Origin of the sequence: Candidatus Halobonum tyrrellensis G22, assembly GCF_000495475.1 — an archaeon.
GTDB classification, from domain to species: domain Archaea; phylum Halobacteriota; class Halobacteria; order Halobacteriales; family Haloferacaceae; genus Halobonum; species Halobonum tyrrellense.
Genome location: NZ_ASGZ01000017.1, coordinates 25,329 through 41,439, shown reverse-complemented (window position 1 = coordinate 41,439; position 16,111 = coordinate 25,329). Strand labels below are relative to the sequence as shown.

Genomic DNA, 16,111 nt, shown 5'->3' with positions numbered 1-16,111 from the left:
CCGGGCGTCGCGGAGTTCCTCGGCTGCCCGGTGCTCGCGCGGGTGCCGGCGGTCGACGAGCCGGTGCTGTCGGCCGCGCCCGCCCGCCGGGCGTACGACCGGGCGGCGACCGCACTCGCCGAGGGGACGGGGGGCGACCCGACGGACGACGGGTGCCGAGGACGCACGGACGGCCGGAACGCGGGAGCGCCGGCGACCCACTCCACGTCTCGAAACTAATACTCCCGTGAGAAACTGTTATGCCGTCACACGCCGTCGGTCGACCGTATGGCCGACAGGCTCGCGACCGGGATCGACGTACTCGACCGCCGCCTCGGCGGCGGCATCCCGGCGGGGAGCGTGGTGCTGTTCTCGGCGGACCCCGCGAGCCAGGCCGAACTCCTGCTGTACGAACTCACGGCGGCGCGGCCGACGCTGTACCTGACGACGCTCCGCTCGGAGGGGTCCGTGACCGACGCGCTCGCGGCGACGAACGCCCGCGTCGGCGACCCGACGGTCCGCGACGTGAGCGGCGACGCGCCGCTCGACCGCGCGAACAAGTTGGTGGGCACGCTCCCGGAGGGTGCGAACCTGGTGGTCGACGTGCTCGACCCGCTGGAGCACGCCGAGCGGGGGCGCTACCGGCGGTTCCTCGCGGAACTCGGGACCGCGATGGTCAACACCGGGAGCGTCGCGTTCCTCCACGCGATGAAGGGCGACCACGAACCCGCCTGTCGGGCGATGAGCGAACACGTCGCCGACGTGGTGTGGGACCTCGAAACCCGCGTGAGCGGGACCGACGTGGAGAACCACCTCGCGGTCCCCAAGTTCCGCGGCGGGCGCGCGCTCGACGAGACGGTCAAACTCCGGCTGGAGGAGTCGGTCACCATCGACACCAGCCGCGACATCGCGTGAGCGGCCGTCCGGGTACGGGTGAGCCGGCGGGCCGAACCGGGCCGCCGCCTCGGGTGCGGGGGGACCCGACCGCGGGCCGCGCGATCCGACCGCGGTAGTTTATAGTGGTCGGCGCCCGCGGACCGGGCAATGGCAACGGCGTCGGTACCCGTCGCGGTGGCGCTCGCGGCCGTCGGCAGCGCCGTCGTCTGGGTCGCGGGCGGCCGACTGGAGACGGCGAGCGAGCGACTCGGCGCGTACTACGGCTTCCCGCCGGTCGTCCAGGGCGCGGTCATCGCGGCCGTCGGCTCGTCGTTCCCCGAACTGACGACGGCCGTCCTCTCGGCGGCGCTCCACGACTCGGGCAACCTCGGCGTCGGCGCCATCGTCGGCTCCGCCATCTTCAACATCCTCGTCATCCCCGGGTGGAGCGCGCTCCGCGGCCGGGGGATGGAGGCGGACCGCGACGTGGTGTACAAGGAGACGCAGTTCTACATGCTCGCGGTCGCCGTCTTCCTGATCACCCTCTCCTTCGGCGTCATCTACCTCGGCTCGGCCGACGGGGGCCTCACGGCCACGCTCACCCGCCCGCTCGCGTTGGTCCCGCTGGCGCTGTACGGCGTCTACGTGTTCATCCAGCACCAGGACGTCACCGACTACGACGCCCCCGACCCCGGCCCGGTCGACGCCGGCCGGCAGTGGCTGCTGCTCGCGGGGTCGCTCGTCGTCATCGTCGCGGGCGTCGAGGCGCTGGTGCAGGCGGCGCTGTCGCTCGAAACCGCCCTCGGCGTCCCCTCGACCGTCTGGGGGCTGACGGTCGTCGCCGCGGGGACGAGCCTCCCCGACGCCGCGGTGTCGGTCCGCGCCGCGAAGGCGGGCCGCGGGACCACCAGCCTCGCGAACGTGCTCGGGAGCAACACGTTCGACCTGCTGGTCGCGGTGCCCGCGGCGGTTCTCGTCGCCGGGTACGTCGAGGTGGACTTCGGGACGGCGGTGCCGATGCTGGCGTTCCTCACCGTCGCCACGCTCGCCTTCCTGGTGGTCACGCGGACCCACCTCGAACTCACCCGGTCGGAGGCGGCCGGCTTACTCGCGCTGTACGCCGTCTTCGTCGGGTGGATGGCGACCGAAGCGACCGGTGTGACCGGGTTCGTGCCCGGGATCTGAGCCGCCGCCGGTCCGTGAGGCGTCGGTCGGCGTGGCCGCGGACGACCCCCGCCGGAGCGCGCCGTTTAACCCACTCCGTCCGTTAGCAGGTCCAATGAGCCAGCGAACCGAGGGGGACCTCACGAACACCGGGATGGCGCTCAAACACGACCGCGAGTGGGACTACGAACTGGAGCGGATCGTCGAGGCGGTCGAGGAGCGCGACGCCGAGAAGGTGGGACTGCAGTTCCCCGAGGGGCTCAAGCGCCGCGCGCCCGCGGTCGCCGACGACCTCCGGGAACTGACCGACGGCGTCCGCTACCTCATCTCGGGGCAGCCGTGTTACGGCGCCTGCGACCTCGACACCTACCTGATGCGCCGGTGTGACGTGTTCGTCCACTTCGGCCACTCGCCGATGAAGGAGTCGGACAAGATCATCTACGTCCCGCTGTTCTCGAACGTCGACCCGTTCCCGATCATGGAGGACGCGCTCGACGAACTCGACGACCCCGCGGAGAACCCCGGCGTCGGGCTGGTCACCACGGCCCAGCACATGAACCTCTTCGAGGACATGTACGACTGGCTCGAGGAGCGCGGCTTCGAGGTGCACACCCGCCGGGGCGACGACCGCCTCACCCACGAGGGGCAGGTGCTGGGGTGTAACTACGCGTCGGCGGACATCGACGCCGACCAGGTGCTGTACGTCGGCGGCGGCAAGTTCCACCCGCTCGGGCTGGCGATGGAACACCCCGAGAAGGACGTCGTCATCGCCGACCCCGTCAACAACGTGGTGACGCTCGCGGACACCGAGAAGTTCCTCAAACAGCGCTACGGCGCGGTCCACCGCGCGATGGACGCCGAGCGGTTCGGCGTCATCTTCTGTACGAAGATCGGACAGGGCCGCTTCGAGAAGGCCGAGGAGATCGTCGAGAACAACGACAACGCCCACCTGATCACGATGGACGAGGTGACGCCCGACCGCCTGCGGAACTTCGACTTCGACGCGTTCGTCAACACCGGCTGTCCGCGGATCACCACCGACGACGGCCCGCGGTTCCACAAGCCGATGCTCACCCCCGGCGAGTACGAGATCGCCGTGGGCAACAAGCCGCTCGAGGACCTGGAGTTCGACACGTTCCACGGCACGTGGTGAGCCGGTAGCCGGCCGTTCGACGCCTAACGCGGCCCTCTCCCTCGTCCCGGCCGGACCAGAGGACGCGCACCCCGCCGTCGCCCCCGTTCGCCGATGCCCTCCGCTCGCACGCTCGGCCGCGGAGTCGGCGCGCTCGCCGCACTCCCGTTCGTCGGCGTCGCCCAGTCCGCCGCGGGCTCCTCACCCGGCCGGTCGGCCCGTTCGGCGTCGCCGTCGCCGGGCGCGACCGCGTACCCGGTCGTGGGGGGAGTGAGCCGTCAGGGTCGTCCGACGACGTCCTCGACGTACGCGAGCGCCTCCGCCGCCGAGTCGCACGCCTCGACGCCGTCGACCGCGTGCGTGTCCAGCCCCGCGACGGGCCGGTCGAACACGAGCGCGAACCCGAGTTCCGACAGCGTCCCCGGCCCGCCGTCGACGGCGACCACCGCGTCGCCGTTCAGCGGGACCAGCGCGTTCCGGGCGTGCCCCAGTCCCGTCGCCACGGGCGTCGTGACGAACTCGTTGGCGTCGGCGGGGTCGGCGGTCGGGAGGATGCCCACCGTCTCGCCGCCGGCGTCGCGCGCGCCGCGGCACGCCGCCTCCATCACGCCGCCGAGCCCCCCACAGACGAGGGTGTGTCCCCGTTCGCCCGCGAGTCGGCCGACTCGTTCCGCCGTTGCCGCCGTCTCGGGCGGGACGCTCCCGCCGCCGATGAGGCTCACGCGCACGCCGGGCGGACGGGCGGGGCGGACAAGAAACCGGGCGGGGTCCGACCACGGCGACCCGCTCGCGCCCGTCAGTCGTCGCCCTCGACCCGCGGGTCGAGGAACGCGTACGCCACGTCCTGTAGCAGGTTGCCGACGACGCCGACGACCACCGCGAGGAACGTCGTCGCGAGGATGACCGCGACGTCGCGGCTCTCGAACGCCGACAGCGTCACCGTCCCCAGCCCGGGGAGTCCGAACACCGCCTCGACCAGGTAGACGCTCAAGAACAGCACCGTGAGCGCCCGGGTGAGGAACAGCGACACCAGCGGCACCGACGCGTTCCGCACCGCGTGTCTGAGTACGGCGACCAGTCCGGCGCCGTTCGCGCGGAACGTCTTCACGAAGTCGGCGGCGGCGTACTCCGCGGTGAGCGCGCGGGCGTACCGCGCTTGCACCCCGACGAGGTTCACCGTCAGGACGGCCGTCGCCGCCGCGAGCACCAGCAGGTTCTGCCCGCTCCAGAATCCGGCGTCGGGGGTCCAGACGAGGGGCACCTCGAACGCCTCGACGGCGACGAGCACGAGCGCCTCCCCGAGGAGGAACACCGGAACCGCGAGCGCCGAGAGGACGCCCGCACGGATCACCCGCGCGGGGAGGCGGTCGGCGACCGTCGAGTACGCCCCGCCGGCGACCCCGAGTACGACCGACAGCAGCAGCGACGGGAGGAGGTACGCCGCCGTGACCGGCAGCGCGTCCGAGAGGACGGCCGCGACCGACCGCCCGCGCACGTACGACTCGCCGAACCGGAGGGTGGCGTACTCGGTCATCCAGTGGAGGTAGCGCTCGAACAGCGGTTCGTCGTACTGCATCTGCTCGCGGTAGCCTTCGAGCACCGCCTCCGCCTCGTCGGGTGAGAGTCCCCACATCAGCGGCGCGGCGTTCGGGTCCGGCGCGGCCGCGGTGACGAGGAACGTCGCGGTCAACAGCAGCCACACCACGAACACCGACCACGCGACCCGCCCGGCGAGGAAGCGCCGCCGGTTCACTCCTCGGACACCTCCGCGTCCGGTCGCCGGAGGTCGACCGGCGCCAGCGGGGCGGGTGCGAGCGGGTGACGAGGGGGGCGCACCAGCCGAGGCGGCCGCCACTCGCGGGGCGGACCCGACGGGTCGAACGGCGACGACCGGGTCGACACGTGTTCGGGTAGCCCCGCGGGATCACATAACCGTTGGCGACGCTGAAGCGGCGGTTTCAGCCACCGTACCGCTTTAGTTTCGCTGGCGAGTCGGCCGGGGCGTGCGCCTTCGTCACACATCCCCACTCGCCGCGAGCGCCCTCCCCGCGTCGCCGCCCCGCCCCCGACCGACCGGTTCGCGGTCGCCGCGGGGGTGACCGACGTGTCCGGACCGGTCGACGCCGCCGACGTGGACGGTCGGGCGAGCCGCGGGTTCCGTCCGGCACCGCGGACGGTGGGTGCGGTGGTCGCCGTCGGCGTCATCGCGGCGGCGTTCGTCTACCAGCGGGTCGCCGTCCCGAGCGGTATCGTCCCCTTCTGGGGGTGGCGACCGACGCCGATCGACTACCTCCTGTACGTCTCGCTGGTGCTGACGGGCTGTTATCTCGTGGTCCCGCTGGCGCGCCGCCCCCGGACGACGCGGCGCTACTGGCGGCGGCTCCGCGAGCGGCCGTCGGCGGTGGCGAGCCTCGGCTACCTGCTCGCGTTCGCGCTCGTGGGGACGTTCGGTCCCGGCGCGGTCGACCGGTTCGACGTCGGCTCCGCCGAGGGACTCCGCGGCGGCGTCCCGCCGGGACAGCCCCCGCCGGGCTTCGCCGTCCCGATGCCGGGAGCGGTCGGCGGGGAGTCGCAGACCGTCTACTGTCTCGGCGAGGTGACCGGCGGCGCCGACCCCGTGTGTCACGGTACGTGGCGCTTCCCGCTCGGGACGACCGTCGCGGGCGGCGACGTGGTGGACCTGCTGGTCGAGGGTGCACGCGTCGCGCTCGAAGTCGCCCTCGTGACCGCCGCCGTTATCGTCCCCATCGCGGTGGCCGTCGGGACGGTCGCCGCCTACTACGGCGGCTGGGTGGACGAACTCCTGATGCGGTACGTCGACGTCCAACTCGTCGTCCCGGCGCTGTTCGTCGTCATCATCGCCCAGGAGACGTTCGCCGGCCGGAGCCTGCTGGTCGTCGTGTTGGCGTTCGGGCTGTTCGACTGGGGGGCGACCGCCCGTATCGTCCGGAGCGAGGCGCTCCAGCGGATGCGGTCGGGGTACGTCCGCGCCGCCGCCGACGCCGGCAGCGGCGGCCCGCGGACGATCAGACGCCACCTCGTCCCCAACGTCTCCAGTACCGTCGTCACCGCGGTGACGAACAAGATGCCGACGCTGGTCGTCGTCGAGGCGGGCATCGCCTACCTCGGCTTCTCCAGCCCGCTGTCGCAGTCGTGGGGGACGACCCTCTCGATGGGGCTGTCGCGCGCGCCGCTGTACTGGTGGACCGCGCTGTTCGCGGGCGTGCTGCTGGTGGCGACGGTCGGCGCGCTCCACCTGCTCGGCGACGCCCTCCGGGACGTGCTCGACCCGCGGACGGAGGTGGGCGGGTGAGCCGCCGCGCGGCCGGGGGGTCCGACGGGAGCGGCGACGACCCCCTGCTGGCCGTCCGCGACCTGCGGACCCACTTTCACACCGCCGAGGGGACCGTCCGGGCGGTCGACGGCGTGAGCTTCGACGTGCGCGCGGGCGAGACGCTGTGTCTCGTCGGCGAGAGCGGGTCGGGCAAGACGGTCACCTGCGAGTCGGTCGGCCGACTGGTCGAGTCGCCGCCGGGCGAGCTAGTCGGCGGCGAGGTGGTGTTCGACGGCCGCGACCTCACCGAGGCGAGCGAGTCGGAGTTGCGCGCGGTGCGCGGCGACCGGGTGTCGTACGTGTTCCAGAACCCGCAGGGCGCGCTCGACCCGGTGTACACCGTGGGCGAGCAGTTGGAGGAGGTGCTCGGCTACCACCGCGACCTCTCGGAGGCGGCGGCGCGCGAGCGGGCGGTCGACCTGCTCGACCGGGTGGGACTCCCCGACGCGCCCGCGCGCGCGAACGACTACCCCCACGAGTTCTCCGGCGGGATGCGACAGCGGGTCGTCGTGGCGATGGCGCTCGCGAACGACCCCGACCTGCTGGTCGCCGACGAGCCGACCACCGCGCTCGACGTGACGACCCAGGCGCAACTGCTCGACCTGATCGCCGACCTCCAAGCCGAGCGGGGGATGGCGGTGCTGTTCGTCACCCACGACCTCGGGGTGGTCGCGGGCATCGCCGACCGCGTGGTCGTGATGTACGGCGGGAGGGTGATGGAGCGGGGGACGGTGTACGACGTGTTCGAGCGGCCCGCCCACCCGTACACCCGCGCGCTGTTGGGCTGTCTCCCCGGCCGCGGCGGCGGGATGGACCCCATCGGAGGGGAGCCGCCCGACCCGGCGGACCCCCCCGACGGCTGTCGGTTCCACCCCCGCTGTCCGCACGCGGTCGGCGCCTGCCGGGCGGGCGACCAGCCGCCGCTGTACGGCGCGACCGTCGGCGGCGAGGCGTCGTGCGTGTTCTACGACGGCGACCGCGACCCGACGGTCCTCGACGACCCGACGGACGGCGAGGGGAGCGAAGACGGCGACGGGAACGGGAACGGAAGCGGGGAGGGGACGGGCGGCCGGGGCGGGAGCGCGAGCGGCGCGGGCGGGACGGGGGACGGGCGCACCGGCCCGACCGGGGGTGCCGACCGGTGAGCGACCCGTCGGCCGGCGCGCCCCCGGACGACGCGTCCCCGGGGGGCGCGGGCGGCCCGGACGACCCGCTGCTCGCGGTGGAGGGGTTGGAGCGACACTACCCGGTCAGGGAGGGGTTCCTCCGGCGGCGGGTCGGCGCGGTCCGAGCGGTCGACGGCGTCGACTTCGCCGTCGGCCGGGGGGAGACGCTGGGTCTCGTCGGCGAGTCGGGCTGCGGCAAGTCGACGGCCGCCGCGAGCGTCCTCGGCCTGGAGGAGCCGACCGGCGGGTCGGTGCGGTTCGACGGCCGGGAGGTGACCGACCTCTCGGGCGAGGCACTCGCGCGGTTCCGCCGCCGGACCGCGATGGTGTTTCAGGACCCCAACGACAGCCTCGACCCGCGGATGACCGTCGGCGAGTCGGCGGGCGAACCGCTGGCGGTCCACGGCGTCGGCCGCGAGCGACGGCGGGCGGCGGTCGCCGACCTGTTCGACCGGGTCGGGCTGGCCCGCGAGACGCTCGACCGCTACCCGCACGAACTGTCGGGCGGGCAGAAACAGCGGGTCGGACTGGCGCGCGCGCTCTCGCTCGACCCCGAGTTCGTCGTCCTCGACGAACCGGTGTCCGCGCTCGACGTGAGCGTGCAAGCCGAGATACTCGCGCTGCTGGCCGACCTCGGCCGCGAGTTCGACCTGTCGGTGCTGCTCGTCTCGCACGACGTGAGCGTCGTCCGCGCGGCGTGCGACCGCGTGGCCGTGATGTACGCGGGGCAGTTGGTCGAACGCGGGGCGACGGAGGCGGTACTCGGGGCGCCACAGCACCCGTACACCGAGGCGCTCGCGGCCGCGGTGCCGACGCCCGACCCCCGCGTGGACCGCTCGGGCGCGACGCTGTCGGGCGACGTTCCCGACGCGGCGGACCCGCCCGACGGCTGTCGGTTCCACCCCCGCTGTCCGGCGGTCCTCGCGCCCGACGGCACCGACCTGACGAGCGAGGAGTACCGCGCGGTGCTCGACTTCCGCGCCGCCCTCGACGCCGGTGCGGTCGACCCCGAGCGTGTCCGCGGCCGGGCGGGCGGCGCGACGGCGGCGGTCGAAGACGGCGATGCGAGCGGGGACGGAGGAACCGCGGGCGGCGGGTCCACGCTCCGCGGGGCGCTCCGGGCGGAGTACGGTCTCCCGGCGGAACTCGGCGACGAGGCGGCCGAGGAGACGGTGGCCGCGGCGGTCGGCGAGGCCGCCGCGGGCGAGACGGCCGCCGCGCGCGAGCGACTCGCCGGCGCGTTCTCGTCGGTCTGCGAGCGCGACGACCCGGCGTTCCGCCCGACGGACGCCGGCCACCCGGCGGCGTGTCACCGCCACGACGGGTGAGTCGACCCGGCGAGGGCAACGCTCGCGTTTATGCGACCCGCCGGCGTTGGTGGATCGACGGCTCGCGCCGCTCCCCAATCGTCCGACCGACGGCCGCGGTCACGCCCTGTGAACGACCGTGATCCATCCCGAAAGAATATTATGTAGTTGGAGGACGAACTACGTAGCTACTCGGCTCGGAGGCCGGAGAGGCCGTTCGCGTCGAACGTGGGGACGCTCTCGGAGACGCTGCGGCGCATGGCTGCGAAGTTCGCGGTAGATCTCTGCTCTGTCATTCTGTCTCACACCACACAGGCCAGAAGTATATACCTTCGGGCAGGGATACCGAGTCCGCCCCGAGTGGACAACGCTTTGCCGCTGGTCACACAGCGGGCGGGTATGAACGAGAGCGACGTCACCTCCGACTGGGGGGACTGGCTGCCGCGCGCCGTCGACGACGCCGACCCGGACGGCGTCGCGCTCTGGTATCTGGGCTGTAACGGCTTCGCGGTCAAGGGCAGCGGCGGGACGACGCTGTGGATCGACCCCTATCTCGGCACGGGAAACCCCCCACACACCGTGCGGATGGTCCCGGTGCCGTTCGCGCCCGGCGACGTTCGGGCGGCCGACGCGCTGTTGGCCACGCACGAACACGTCGACCACGTCCACGGCCCCTCGCAGGCGCCGGTGCTCGCGGACACCGGCGCGGACTTTTACGCGCCCGACGACGCGCTGGCGGTCACGGACGAGGAGGCGTGGACCGACGAGTGGGGCGTCGACGACGGCCAGTTGACCGAGGTGAGCGAGGGCGACTCCCTGACCGTGGGCGAGTTCGACGTCGACGTGGTCGAGGTGAACGACGGCGACGCCACCCACCCGGTGGGGTACGTGCTCCAACACGACGCGGGGACGTTCTTCCACGGCGGCGACACCAAGCCCCACGAGGGGTTCGAGGCGGTCGGCGAGGAGTACGACATCGACGTCGCCGTGGTGGCGTTCGGCTCCGAGGGGATGCTTCCCGACAAGGAGACGGGCGAGACGCGCGAGTTCACGCGGTGGTACTGCGACGAGAACGAGGCGGTGTCGGTCGCGAGCGCGCTGTCGGCCGACCGCCTCCTCCCCACCCACTGGGACATGTGGAAGGGGATGACCGCCGACCCGACCGCGCTCCACGACCACGTCCGGAGCTTCGAGCGCCCCGAGCGGCTGGAACTGGTCGAGATCGGCGACCGGACCGAGCTCTAACCGCTGATAGCCGGAACGGCGGGTTTTTCGCGCTTCGCGACCTCCGTACTGTATGAACCACGCACTAGCCGTCGTCGGGTCGACGGGCGCGTCCGAGCGCCTCGTCCGCGAAGCCGGGGAACTCGCAGCGGGCGTCGGCGCGAGCCTGACCGTCCTCGCCGTGACCGACGAGGGAGAGTACGACGACCAGCGCGAACAGTTGCTGACCGCGGGCGGCGCGACGTACAGCGTCGGCCAGGCGGTCGAGGGCGCGGAGAGCCGCGCGGACGACGTCGCGCGGGCGGCGCTCGCCGGCTTGGACGTCGCCTACGAGACCGCCGGCACCGTCGGCGAACCCGCGGAGGTGGCGCTCGCGGAGGCCGGCCGCCGCGGCTGCGACCACCTGTTCGTCGCCGGCCGGAAGCGCTCGCCCACCGGGAAGGCGCTGTTCGGCGACGACACCCAACGGCTCCTCCTCGGGGCGGACTGCCCCGTGACCGTCGTCACCGAGTAGCCCGCCGGCCCGCTGCGCCGGCGGTCACACCCGGCCAGGGTTCCGTGTCGACGCGCGGCGCGAGTGGACTCAGAGCCGATAATCGGCGCGGCGCGTTTTTGTACCAGTCGTCCGGACCACCGGTCATGAGTCAAGGGAGCGACACCGACGCGGCGGTGGTCGTCGACGCGGACGGCGTCAGCGTCGAGAAGCGCTACACCGCCGACGAGTTTCCCGTCCCGGCCGTCCGGTTCACCCTCCGGTCGGAGCGCGAGACGCCCGCGGAGTTCAGCCTGGTCGACCGGATCCCCGAGGAGTTCCCGATGGACCGCATCGGCTTCCACCCGGAGTACGACCACGACGGCTGGACCGCCTACCAGGACCACCGGGTCGAGTACCGGGCCCGACTCGACCCCGGCGAGGAGGTGACGACCGTCTACGGCGTCCGGACCGACGACCCCGACGACGGCGCCGCGTTCCTCGGCGAGCCGACGGTCGAGGAGGTCGAGGAGGACGCCGACCCCGTGGGGAACGTCGCCGACGTCATCGGCGATGACTCCTCGCAGGTCGTCCGGGACGTGCTCTCGGGCGACCGCGAGGCGGTCCCCGGCGGCGAGGCGCACGCGAGCGGCGGTCCCGGGCTGGACCTGAGCGCGGCGGAGGCCGACCTCGACCCGAGCGACGCGTCCGCCGACGGCGACGACGACCCGGCGCCCGCGGAGCACGGCGTCGTGGACCCCGTCGACGCCATCGACGACACCGAGGCCGGCGCCGACGGCGGGAGCGGTGACGAGGCGAGCGACGACGGCGGGGCCGACGCCGCGGTGCCGGACGAACCGGTGGTGGACGAACCGGACGGCGACGCGGGCGTCGACGGCGGGTCCGGCGAGGAGGCGGACGCGGCCGCGGCGTCCGAAGAGGACGACGAGGACGACGACGACCGGACCGACGTGGGGACGGGCGACGCGGCCGGGGCGGACGGCGACGACACGCAGGCGGACGGAACCGACGACGGCGGCGCGGACGCGGCCGGCGGGGTGGCGGCGGCGCTCGCGGCCGAACTCCGCGCCGGCGGGGTCGACAAGGAGGACCGCGAGACGCTCCGGCGGACGCTGGAACTCGACCACTCGACGAGCGTCGACGCGCGCATCTCGCGGCTCCAGTCGGACGTCGCGGACGTGGCGGCGTACGCGGACGCGCTGGAGACGTTCCTCGACGACAACGGAACCGCCGAGGAACTGACCGACGGCTTGCGCGCCGACGTCGACGACCTCAAGGAGACGCTCGCGGCGGTCGAGGCGGACGTGGCGGCGGCCGACGACCGGCGCGACGACCTCGAAGCCGGACTCGACGACGTTCGGGCGGACGTCGAGGGGGTCGGCGACGACCTCTCTGCGGCGACCGACGACCTCGAATCGTCGGTCGCGTCGGTCCGGGCCGACCTCGACGACCTGGCCGCGGAGGTGGCCGAGGAGGACGACGCCGTCGCGGACGTGCGCGACGACGTGGCGTCGCTCCAAGACGAGGTGGAGTCGCTGTCGGGGCTGGTCGACGAGGAGGTGCGCGACCTCCGCGACGAACTCGCGGCGGTCCGCGAGGAGATGGAGGAGTTCGAGGCGTTCCGCGACCGGCTGTCGTCGGCGTTCGGCGCGGCCGGTGCGGGCGGTGCGGGCGACGCGGAGGGCGCGGACGGCGGCTCCGAGTGAGACCCGCAGATCGGCGAGAAACGCGCCGCTTTTGACGCCCGGCCCCGTGCGACCGGTAATGACAGGTACGGTGTCGGTCGCGGTGCCGCGCAAGGGGCGACCGCTGGAGGCGGCCCTCGAACGGTTCGCCGCGGTCGCCGGCGCGGACGCCGAGGCGCTCGCCGACTCGGTGGCGTCGACGCTTCGCTACGAGAAGGCGGTGACGAAGGGCCGGCAGACGGCCGACGACGGCGTCTACGAGCGGCTGGCCGACTACAGCGACCCCGCGGGCGGCGGGCCGGAGTACACGCTGGTCCGCGACGACCGGAAGGGCCACCCCCGGCGGGTGGTGTTCGACAGCGCACGCCTCGACGTCGCCGGGACGGACGTCCGGCTGGTCGGCCGCGAGGAACCGTTCCGCGCGCTCCGCACCCACGAGTTCGCGCTGGGGTTCGACTCGGCCGACCTCGTCCTCGAAGAGGTCGTTCCGCTCGACCCCGAGGGCGTCGCCGACCTCGCGGACGTCAACGCCCGGATCGACCCGCGCGACACGGACGTGCGCGTGACCACCGGGCTGGGCGACACGGTCAGACACACGCTGATGGCGCGCCCGGAGACGCTGCCGGCGGGCGCGGACCTCGACCGCGAGTTCGTCGCCGGCTACGAGGGGCCGCTGTGTATCTCCCCCCGCTACGAGCGACTGGTCGAGGCGGTGCTCGGCACGGGCGCGCTCGACGGCGTCGAGTTCGTCTACCCCGAGGAGGGCGTCGAGGAGGAGGCCGCCATCGCCGAGACGGGGCTGGGCGTCTATCTCACCGTCACCGGGGGGACTGCCCGCGAACACGGGCTGGTTCTGGGCGCGGACCTGTTCCCCAGCGAGACCGTCCTCCTGGAGAACGAGGCGGAGACGACCGCCGCGACCGACGCGCTCGGACGCGCGCTCGGCCGCGGCGTGGAGACGGCCATCCGCGCGGAGTGACGGCGCGCTCCTCGGTAGCGTACCCCGAACGGGATTCGACCTAATACGGATATTATCACACACCCTCGGTTCACGAGATTCCTTATAGACTGGACACTTACCACCTGACTAGCGCGAACCGTTATTAACCCGGACGGACGACGATATCGTACCCAGATAGATGAGCGAATCAGCATCGAACAATCGACTACATGAACGAACAGGCAGTTCCGGGGCCGAGGCGACCCGGGTTCGGTCGGAGCCGACGCCGTCGTGGGCGTTCACCGACGCGGCGGACCGCGAGGTCCACCTCGACGTCGTCGACCGGGTCGCGGGGGAGGAGTTGGACGCGCTGGCGGCGATGTACGACGACTACGACCGGAGCCACCGGGCACAGGGGCTGCCGCCGGTCGACCCGGCGGACGTCCGCGAGTGGCTGACCGACCTTCCGGGCGTCCACATAGCGGCGCGACACGGCGACCGGACGGTCGGGCACGCGGCGCTGGTGCCCGACGGCGAGGGAGGACACGAACTCGCGATCTTCGTCCACCAGTCGTACCACGACGCCGGTATCGGCACCCAGTTGCTGGAGACGCTGCTCGCGTACGCCCCCGCCGCGGGCGTCGAGCGGGTCTGGCTCACGGTCGAACGCTATAACCACGCCGCGGTCGCGCTCTACGAGAAGACGGGGTTCGTCGCCGAAGACACCGAGACGCCGACGCTGAAGATGCGGCTCGCACTCGCGGAGTGACAAACGCGGTTCGTCTTCTCTCGTCTCCGTCTCCTCTTCATCGCTCCGCTCGTCTCCCCGCTCGATAGCGGAGCGTCGACCGCGACGGCCCGATTTTCCCCTCCCGGCGGATGCGCGAGCGACTCGTGCGGTCGCGGTGTCGAACCCGTGCGTGACCGAGGAACTACCCGCCGCGTGAGGAGGTCCGCTCCCTGTTTGGATATAGCGACATGTAGTGTACACGACCGAGTTCGTTCACGAGTTCCGTCGGTTCGCCGAGGTCGAAATCGCGCGTCACCGCTCGACCGGCAGAGATTCGGTCCGTCGCCCGGAACTGCCGGCGTGCTCGAACCCACCTTCGGCACCGACGCGCCGGTCGTCGGCATGGTCCACCTCCCGCCGTTGCCGGGCGCCCCCCGGTTCGAGGGCTCCCGCGCGGAACTGTTCGACCGGGCGCGGGCGGACGCGGCGTCGCTCGACGCGGGTGGGGTGGACGCGGTGTTGGTCGAGAACTTCGGCGATGCGCCCTTCTACCCCGACGACGTGCCGAAACACGTGGTCGCGTCGATGACGCGCGCCGTCGGCGAGGTTCGCGAGGCGGTCGACGTTCCCGTCGGCGTGAACGTGTTGCGCAACGACGCCGAGGCGGCGCTGTCGGTCGCCGCGGCCGGCGGGGCGGCGTTCGTCCGCGTCAACGTCCACACGGGCGCGCGCCTCACCGACCAAGGGGTCGTCGAGGGGACCGCCCACGAGACGCTCCGCCTCCGCGAGCGACTCGACGCCGACGTGCGTATCCTCGCCGACCACGACGTGAAACACTCCGCGCCGCTCGCCACCCCCGAGTTCGCGGCCGAGTCGCTGGTCGATGCGGTCGAACGCGGCCTCGCGGACGCCGTCGTCGTCAGCGGCCCGGCCACGGGACGCGGCGTCGACGAGGGCGACCTCCGAGCGGTCGTGCGACGCCGCGACGAGGCGGGGCTCGACGCGCCCGTGTTCGTCGGGAGCGGCGTCACCGCCGACACGGTCGGCGACCTCCTCGATGTCGCGGACGGCGTCGTCGTCGGGACGGCGCTCAAAGCCGACGGCGACGTGGCGGAACCCGTCTCGGCGGAGCGGGTCCGCGAACTCGTCGCGGCCGCCCGGTCGGCGGGGGAGTAGCCCGGCTCATCCCAGCGCGGTCTCCAGCGTGCGTTCGTCGAGCGCCTCCCGCAGGATCGCCCGCAGGAGGCCGCGGTAGGCCGTCACCGACGACTCCCCCACGTCGTCGACGGTCACCGGCGGGTGGAGGAGGTTGTCGGCGACGAGTCGGTCCCAGTCGACGGCCGTCTCCGCGCCCGGCGGGAGCCGGTACGGCTCTATCTCCTCGACCGACTCGAGCCGCCGGATCCGGACGGCCGTCGGCCCCCCGCCGGCGGACGACCGCTCGATCACCTCTTCGTACGCCACTACCGATCACTCCCGCGGACCGCCGTCCCGCGCGGGGGTTCGGAGGGCGAACCAGCCGCGACGGTCCCGCGTTCCCCCCGGAGCGGGGCGGCGACGCCGGACCGAACAGGGTCAGTTTCTCGCATGACTCGTTGTCATTCCCACCACTAATGGTAAGTTATAGGTACGCACGTGGAAATCACACGTGAGAGCCTGCCAGCGGTTCCGAGCGCCGGCCGCGCCGACCGGAACCACGGGACTGCGGTCGGGTCGCCGCCGGCCGCTGGGTGCAGTCGCGACGGGGCGACCGACGACGGCGCCGGTCCGACTACTCGGACTCCCGGCGCGCGTGGTCGACGACCGCCTGCCGGACCCACGCGCGGAACTCCCGGTCGGAGGGGAACCCGTCGGGGTCGACGCCCGCGGCGTCGAACGCGTCGTACACGTCGAGGTAGAGCCGCATCGCCTCCTTGATCGCCGCCGACCGTCCCCGGCCCGACTTGAACCGCGCGTCGAACGCCGCGACCATCTCGGCGTCGTCCTCGCCGATCCAGACGCCGGTCGTTCCGGTCGGCACGTCCTCCTCGGAGTCCATGGGCCGACCTGGAGGGCGCGGCCCATCAAACCCGGAGACCCCG

At 73.0% G+C, this 16,111-nt stretch carries 16 protein-coding genes and 1 pseudogene; 13 read left to right on the top strand and 4 right to left on the bottom strand.

The window, feature by feature from the left end; translation table 11 throughout:
- The 4 genes and pseudogenes from K933_RS18285 to dph2 all read left to right on the top strand — a co-directional run.
- A pseudogene (locus K933_RS18285) lies at positions 1–219 on the top strand (hypothetical protein); the annotation flags it as partial.
- A gap of 48 nt (positions 220–267) precedes the next feature.
- The gene (locus K933_RS05550; RefSeq protein ID WP_023393711.1) at positions 268–894 is read left to right on the top strand and encodes an RAD55 family ATPase; all 627 of its coding nucleotides are present in this window, start codon (positions 268–270) and stop codon (positions 892–894) included.
- 129 nt (positions 895–1,023) lie between these two features.
- Positions 1,024–2,040 carry a sodium:calcium antiporter gene (locus K933_RS05545; protein ID WP_023393710.1) on the top strand — a complete coding sequence of 339 codons (1,017 nt, stop codon included), beginning with the start codon at positions 1,024–1,026 and terminating at the stop codon, positions 2,038–2,040.
- Between the two features lie 94 nt (positions 2,041–2,134).
- A complete protein-coding gene (dph2, locus tag K933_RS05540) occupies positions 2,135–3,172 on the top strand; it encodes a diphthamide biosynthesis enzyme Dph2 (protein ID WP_023393709.1) in 1,038 nt (345 codons plus the stop codon).
- A 257-nt stretch (positions 3,173–3,429) separates the two neighbouring features.
- On the opposite strand, the gene K933_RS05535 is transcribed toward dph2, so the two are convergent.
- Positions 3,430–3,879 (bottom strand): TIGR00725 family protein, encoded by a 450-nt coding sequence (locus K933_RS05535; RefSeq protein ID WP_023393708.1) that lies wholly within the window; start codon positions 3,877–3,879, stop codon positions 3,430–3,432.
- A 68-nt stretch (positions 3,880–3,947) separates the two neighbouring features.
- The gene (locus K933_RS05530) at positions 3,948–4,904 is read right to left on the bottom strand and encodes an ABC transporter permease (protein WP_023393707.1); all 957 of its coding nucleotides are present in this window, start codon (positions 4,902–4,904) and stop codon (positions 3,948–3,950) included.
- Positions 4,905–5,255: 351 nt separating this feature from the next.
- Here K933_RS05530 and K933_RS05525 point away from each other — a divergent pair, with 351 nt between their 5' ends.
- The 9 genes from K933_RS05525 (at position 5,256) to K933_RS05485 (ending at position 15,206) form a co-directional block, all read left to right on the top strand.
- Complete coding sequence (locus K933_RS05525; protein WP_152529753.1) at positions 5,256–6,464, top strand: ABC transporter permease; 1,209 nt, start codon at positions 5,256–5,258, stop codon at positions 6,462–6,464.
- On the top strand, positions 6,461–7,630 hold the full coding sequence (locus tag K933_RS05520) for an ABC transporter ATP-binding protein (RefSeq protein ID WP_023393705.1): 1,170 nt from the start codon (positions 6,461–6,463) through the stop codon (positions 7,628–7,630). The genes K933_RS05525 and K933_RS05520 overlap by 4 nt, the downstream gene beginning before the upstream one ends.
- Positions 7,627–8,979 carry an ABC transporter ATP-binding protein gene (locus K933_RS05515; protein ID WP_023393704.1) on the top strand — a complete coding sequence of 451 codons (1,353 nt, stop codon included), beginning with the start codon at positions 7,627–7,629 and terminating at the stop codon, positions 8,977–8,979. Before K933_RS05520 ends, K933_RS05515 begins: the two co-directional genes overlap by 4 nt.
- Positions 8,980–9,357: 378 nt before the next feature.
- The gene (locus tag K933_RS05510; RefSeq protein WP_023393703.1) at positions 9,358–10,203 is read left to right on the top strand and encodes an MBL fold metallo-hydrolase; all 846 of its coding nucleotides are present in this window, start codon (positions 9,358–9,360) and stop codon (positions 10,201–10,203) included.
- 52 nt (positions 10,204–10,255) lie between these two features.
- Complete coding sequence (locus K933_RS05505) at positions 10,256–10,696, top strand: universal stress protein (RefSeq protein WP_023393702.1); 441 nt, start codon at positions 10,256–10,258, stop codon at positions 10,694–10,696.
- Positions 10,697–10,821: 125 nt separating this feature from the next.
- Entirely contained in the window at positions 10,822–12,381 is a 1,560-nt protein-coding gene (locus K933_RS05500) for a hypothetical protein (protein WP_023393701.1), read from the top strand.
- Between the two features lie 58 nt (positions 12,382–12,439).
- Positions 12,440–13,339 (top strand): hypothetical protein, encoded by a 900-nt coding sequence (locus K933_RS05495; RefSeq protein ID WP_049947636.1) that lies wholly within the window; start codon positions 12,440–12,442, stop codon positions 13,337–13,339.
- A 160-nt stretch (positions 13,340–13,499) separates the two neighbouring features.
- Positions 13,500–14,069: a GNAT family N-acetyltransferase gene (locus K933_RS05490; RefSeq protein WP_023393699.1), complete on the top strand. Its 570-nt coding sequence runs from the start codon at positions 13,500–13,502 to the stop codon at positions 14,067–14,069.
- Between the two features lie 321 nt (positions 14,070–14,390).
- Positions 14,391–15,206, top strand: coding sequence for a BtpA/SgcQ family protein (locus K933_RS05485; protein WP_023393698.1), 816 nt, complete (start codon positions 14,391–14,393; stop codon positions 15,204–15,206).
- A gap of 6 nt (positions 15,207–15,212) precedes the next feature.
- On the opposite strand, the gene K933_RS05480 is transcribed toward K933_RS05485, so the two are convergent.
- Together K933_RS05480 and K933_RS05475 are read right to left on the bottom strand one after the other, a co-directional pair.
- Complete coding sequence (locus K933_RS05480) at positions 15,213–15,494, bottom strand: hypothetical protein (protein ID WP_023393697.1); 282 nt, start codon at positions 15,492–15,494, stop codon at positions 15,213–15,215.
- A 307-nt stretch (positions 15,495–15,801) separates the two neighbouring features.
- Positions 15,802–16,068, bottom strand: coding sequence for a hypothetical protein (locus K933_RS05475; RefSeq protein WP_023393696.1), 267 nt, complete (start codon positions 16,066–16,068; stop codon positions 15,802–15,804).
- Between the last annotated feature and the right edge of the window lie 43 nt (positions 16,069–16,111).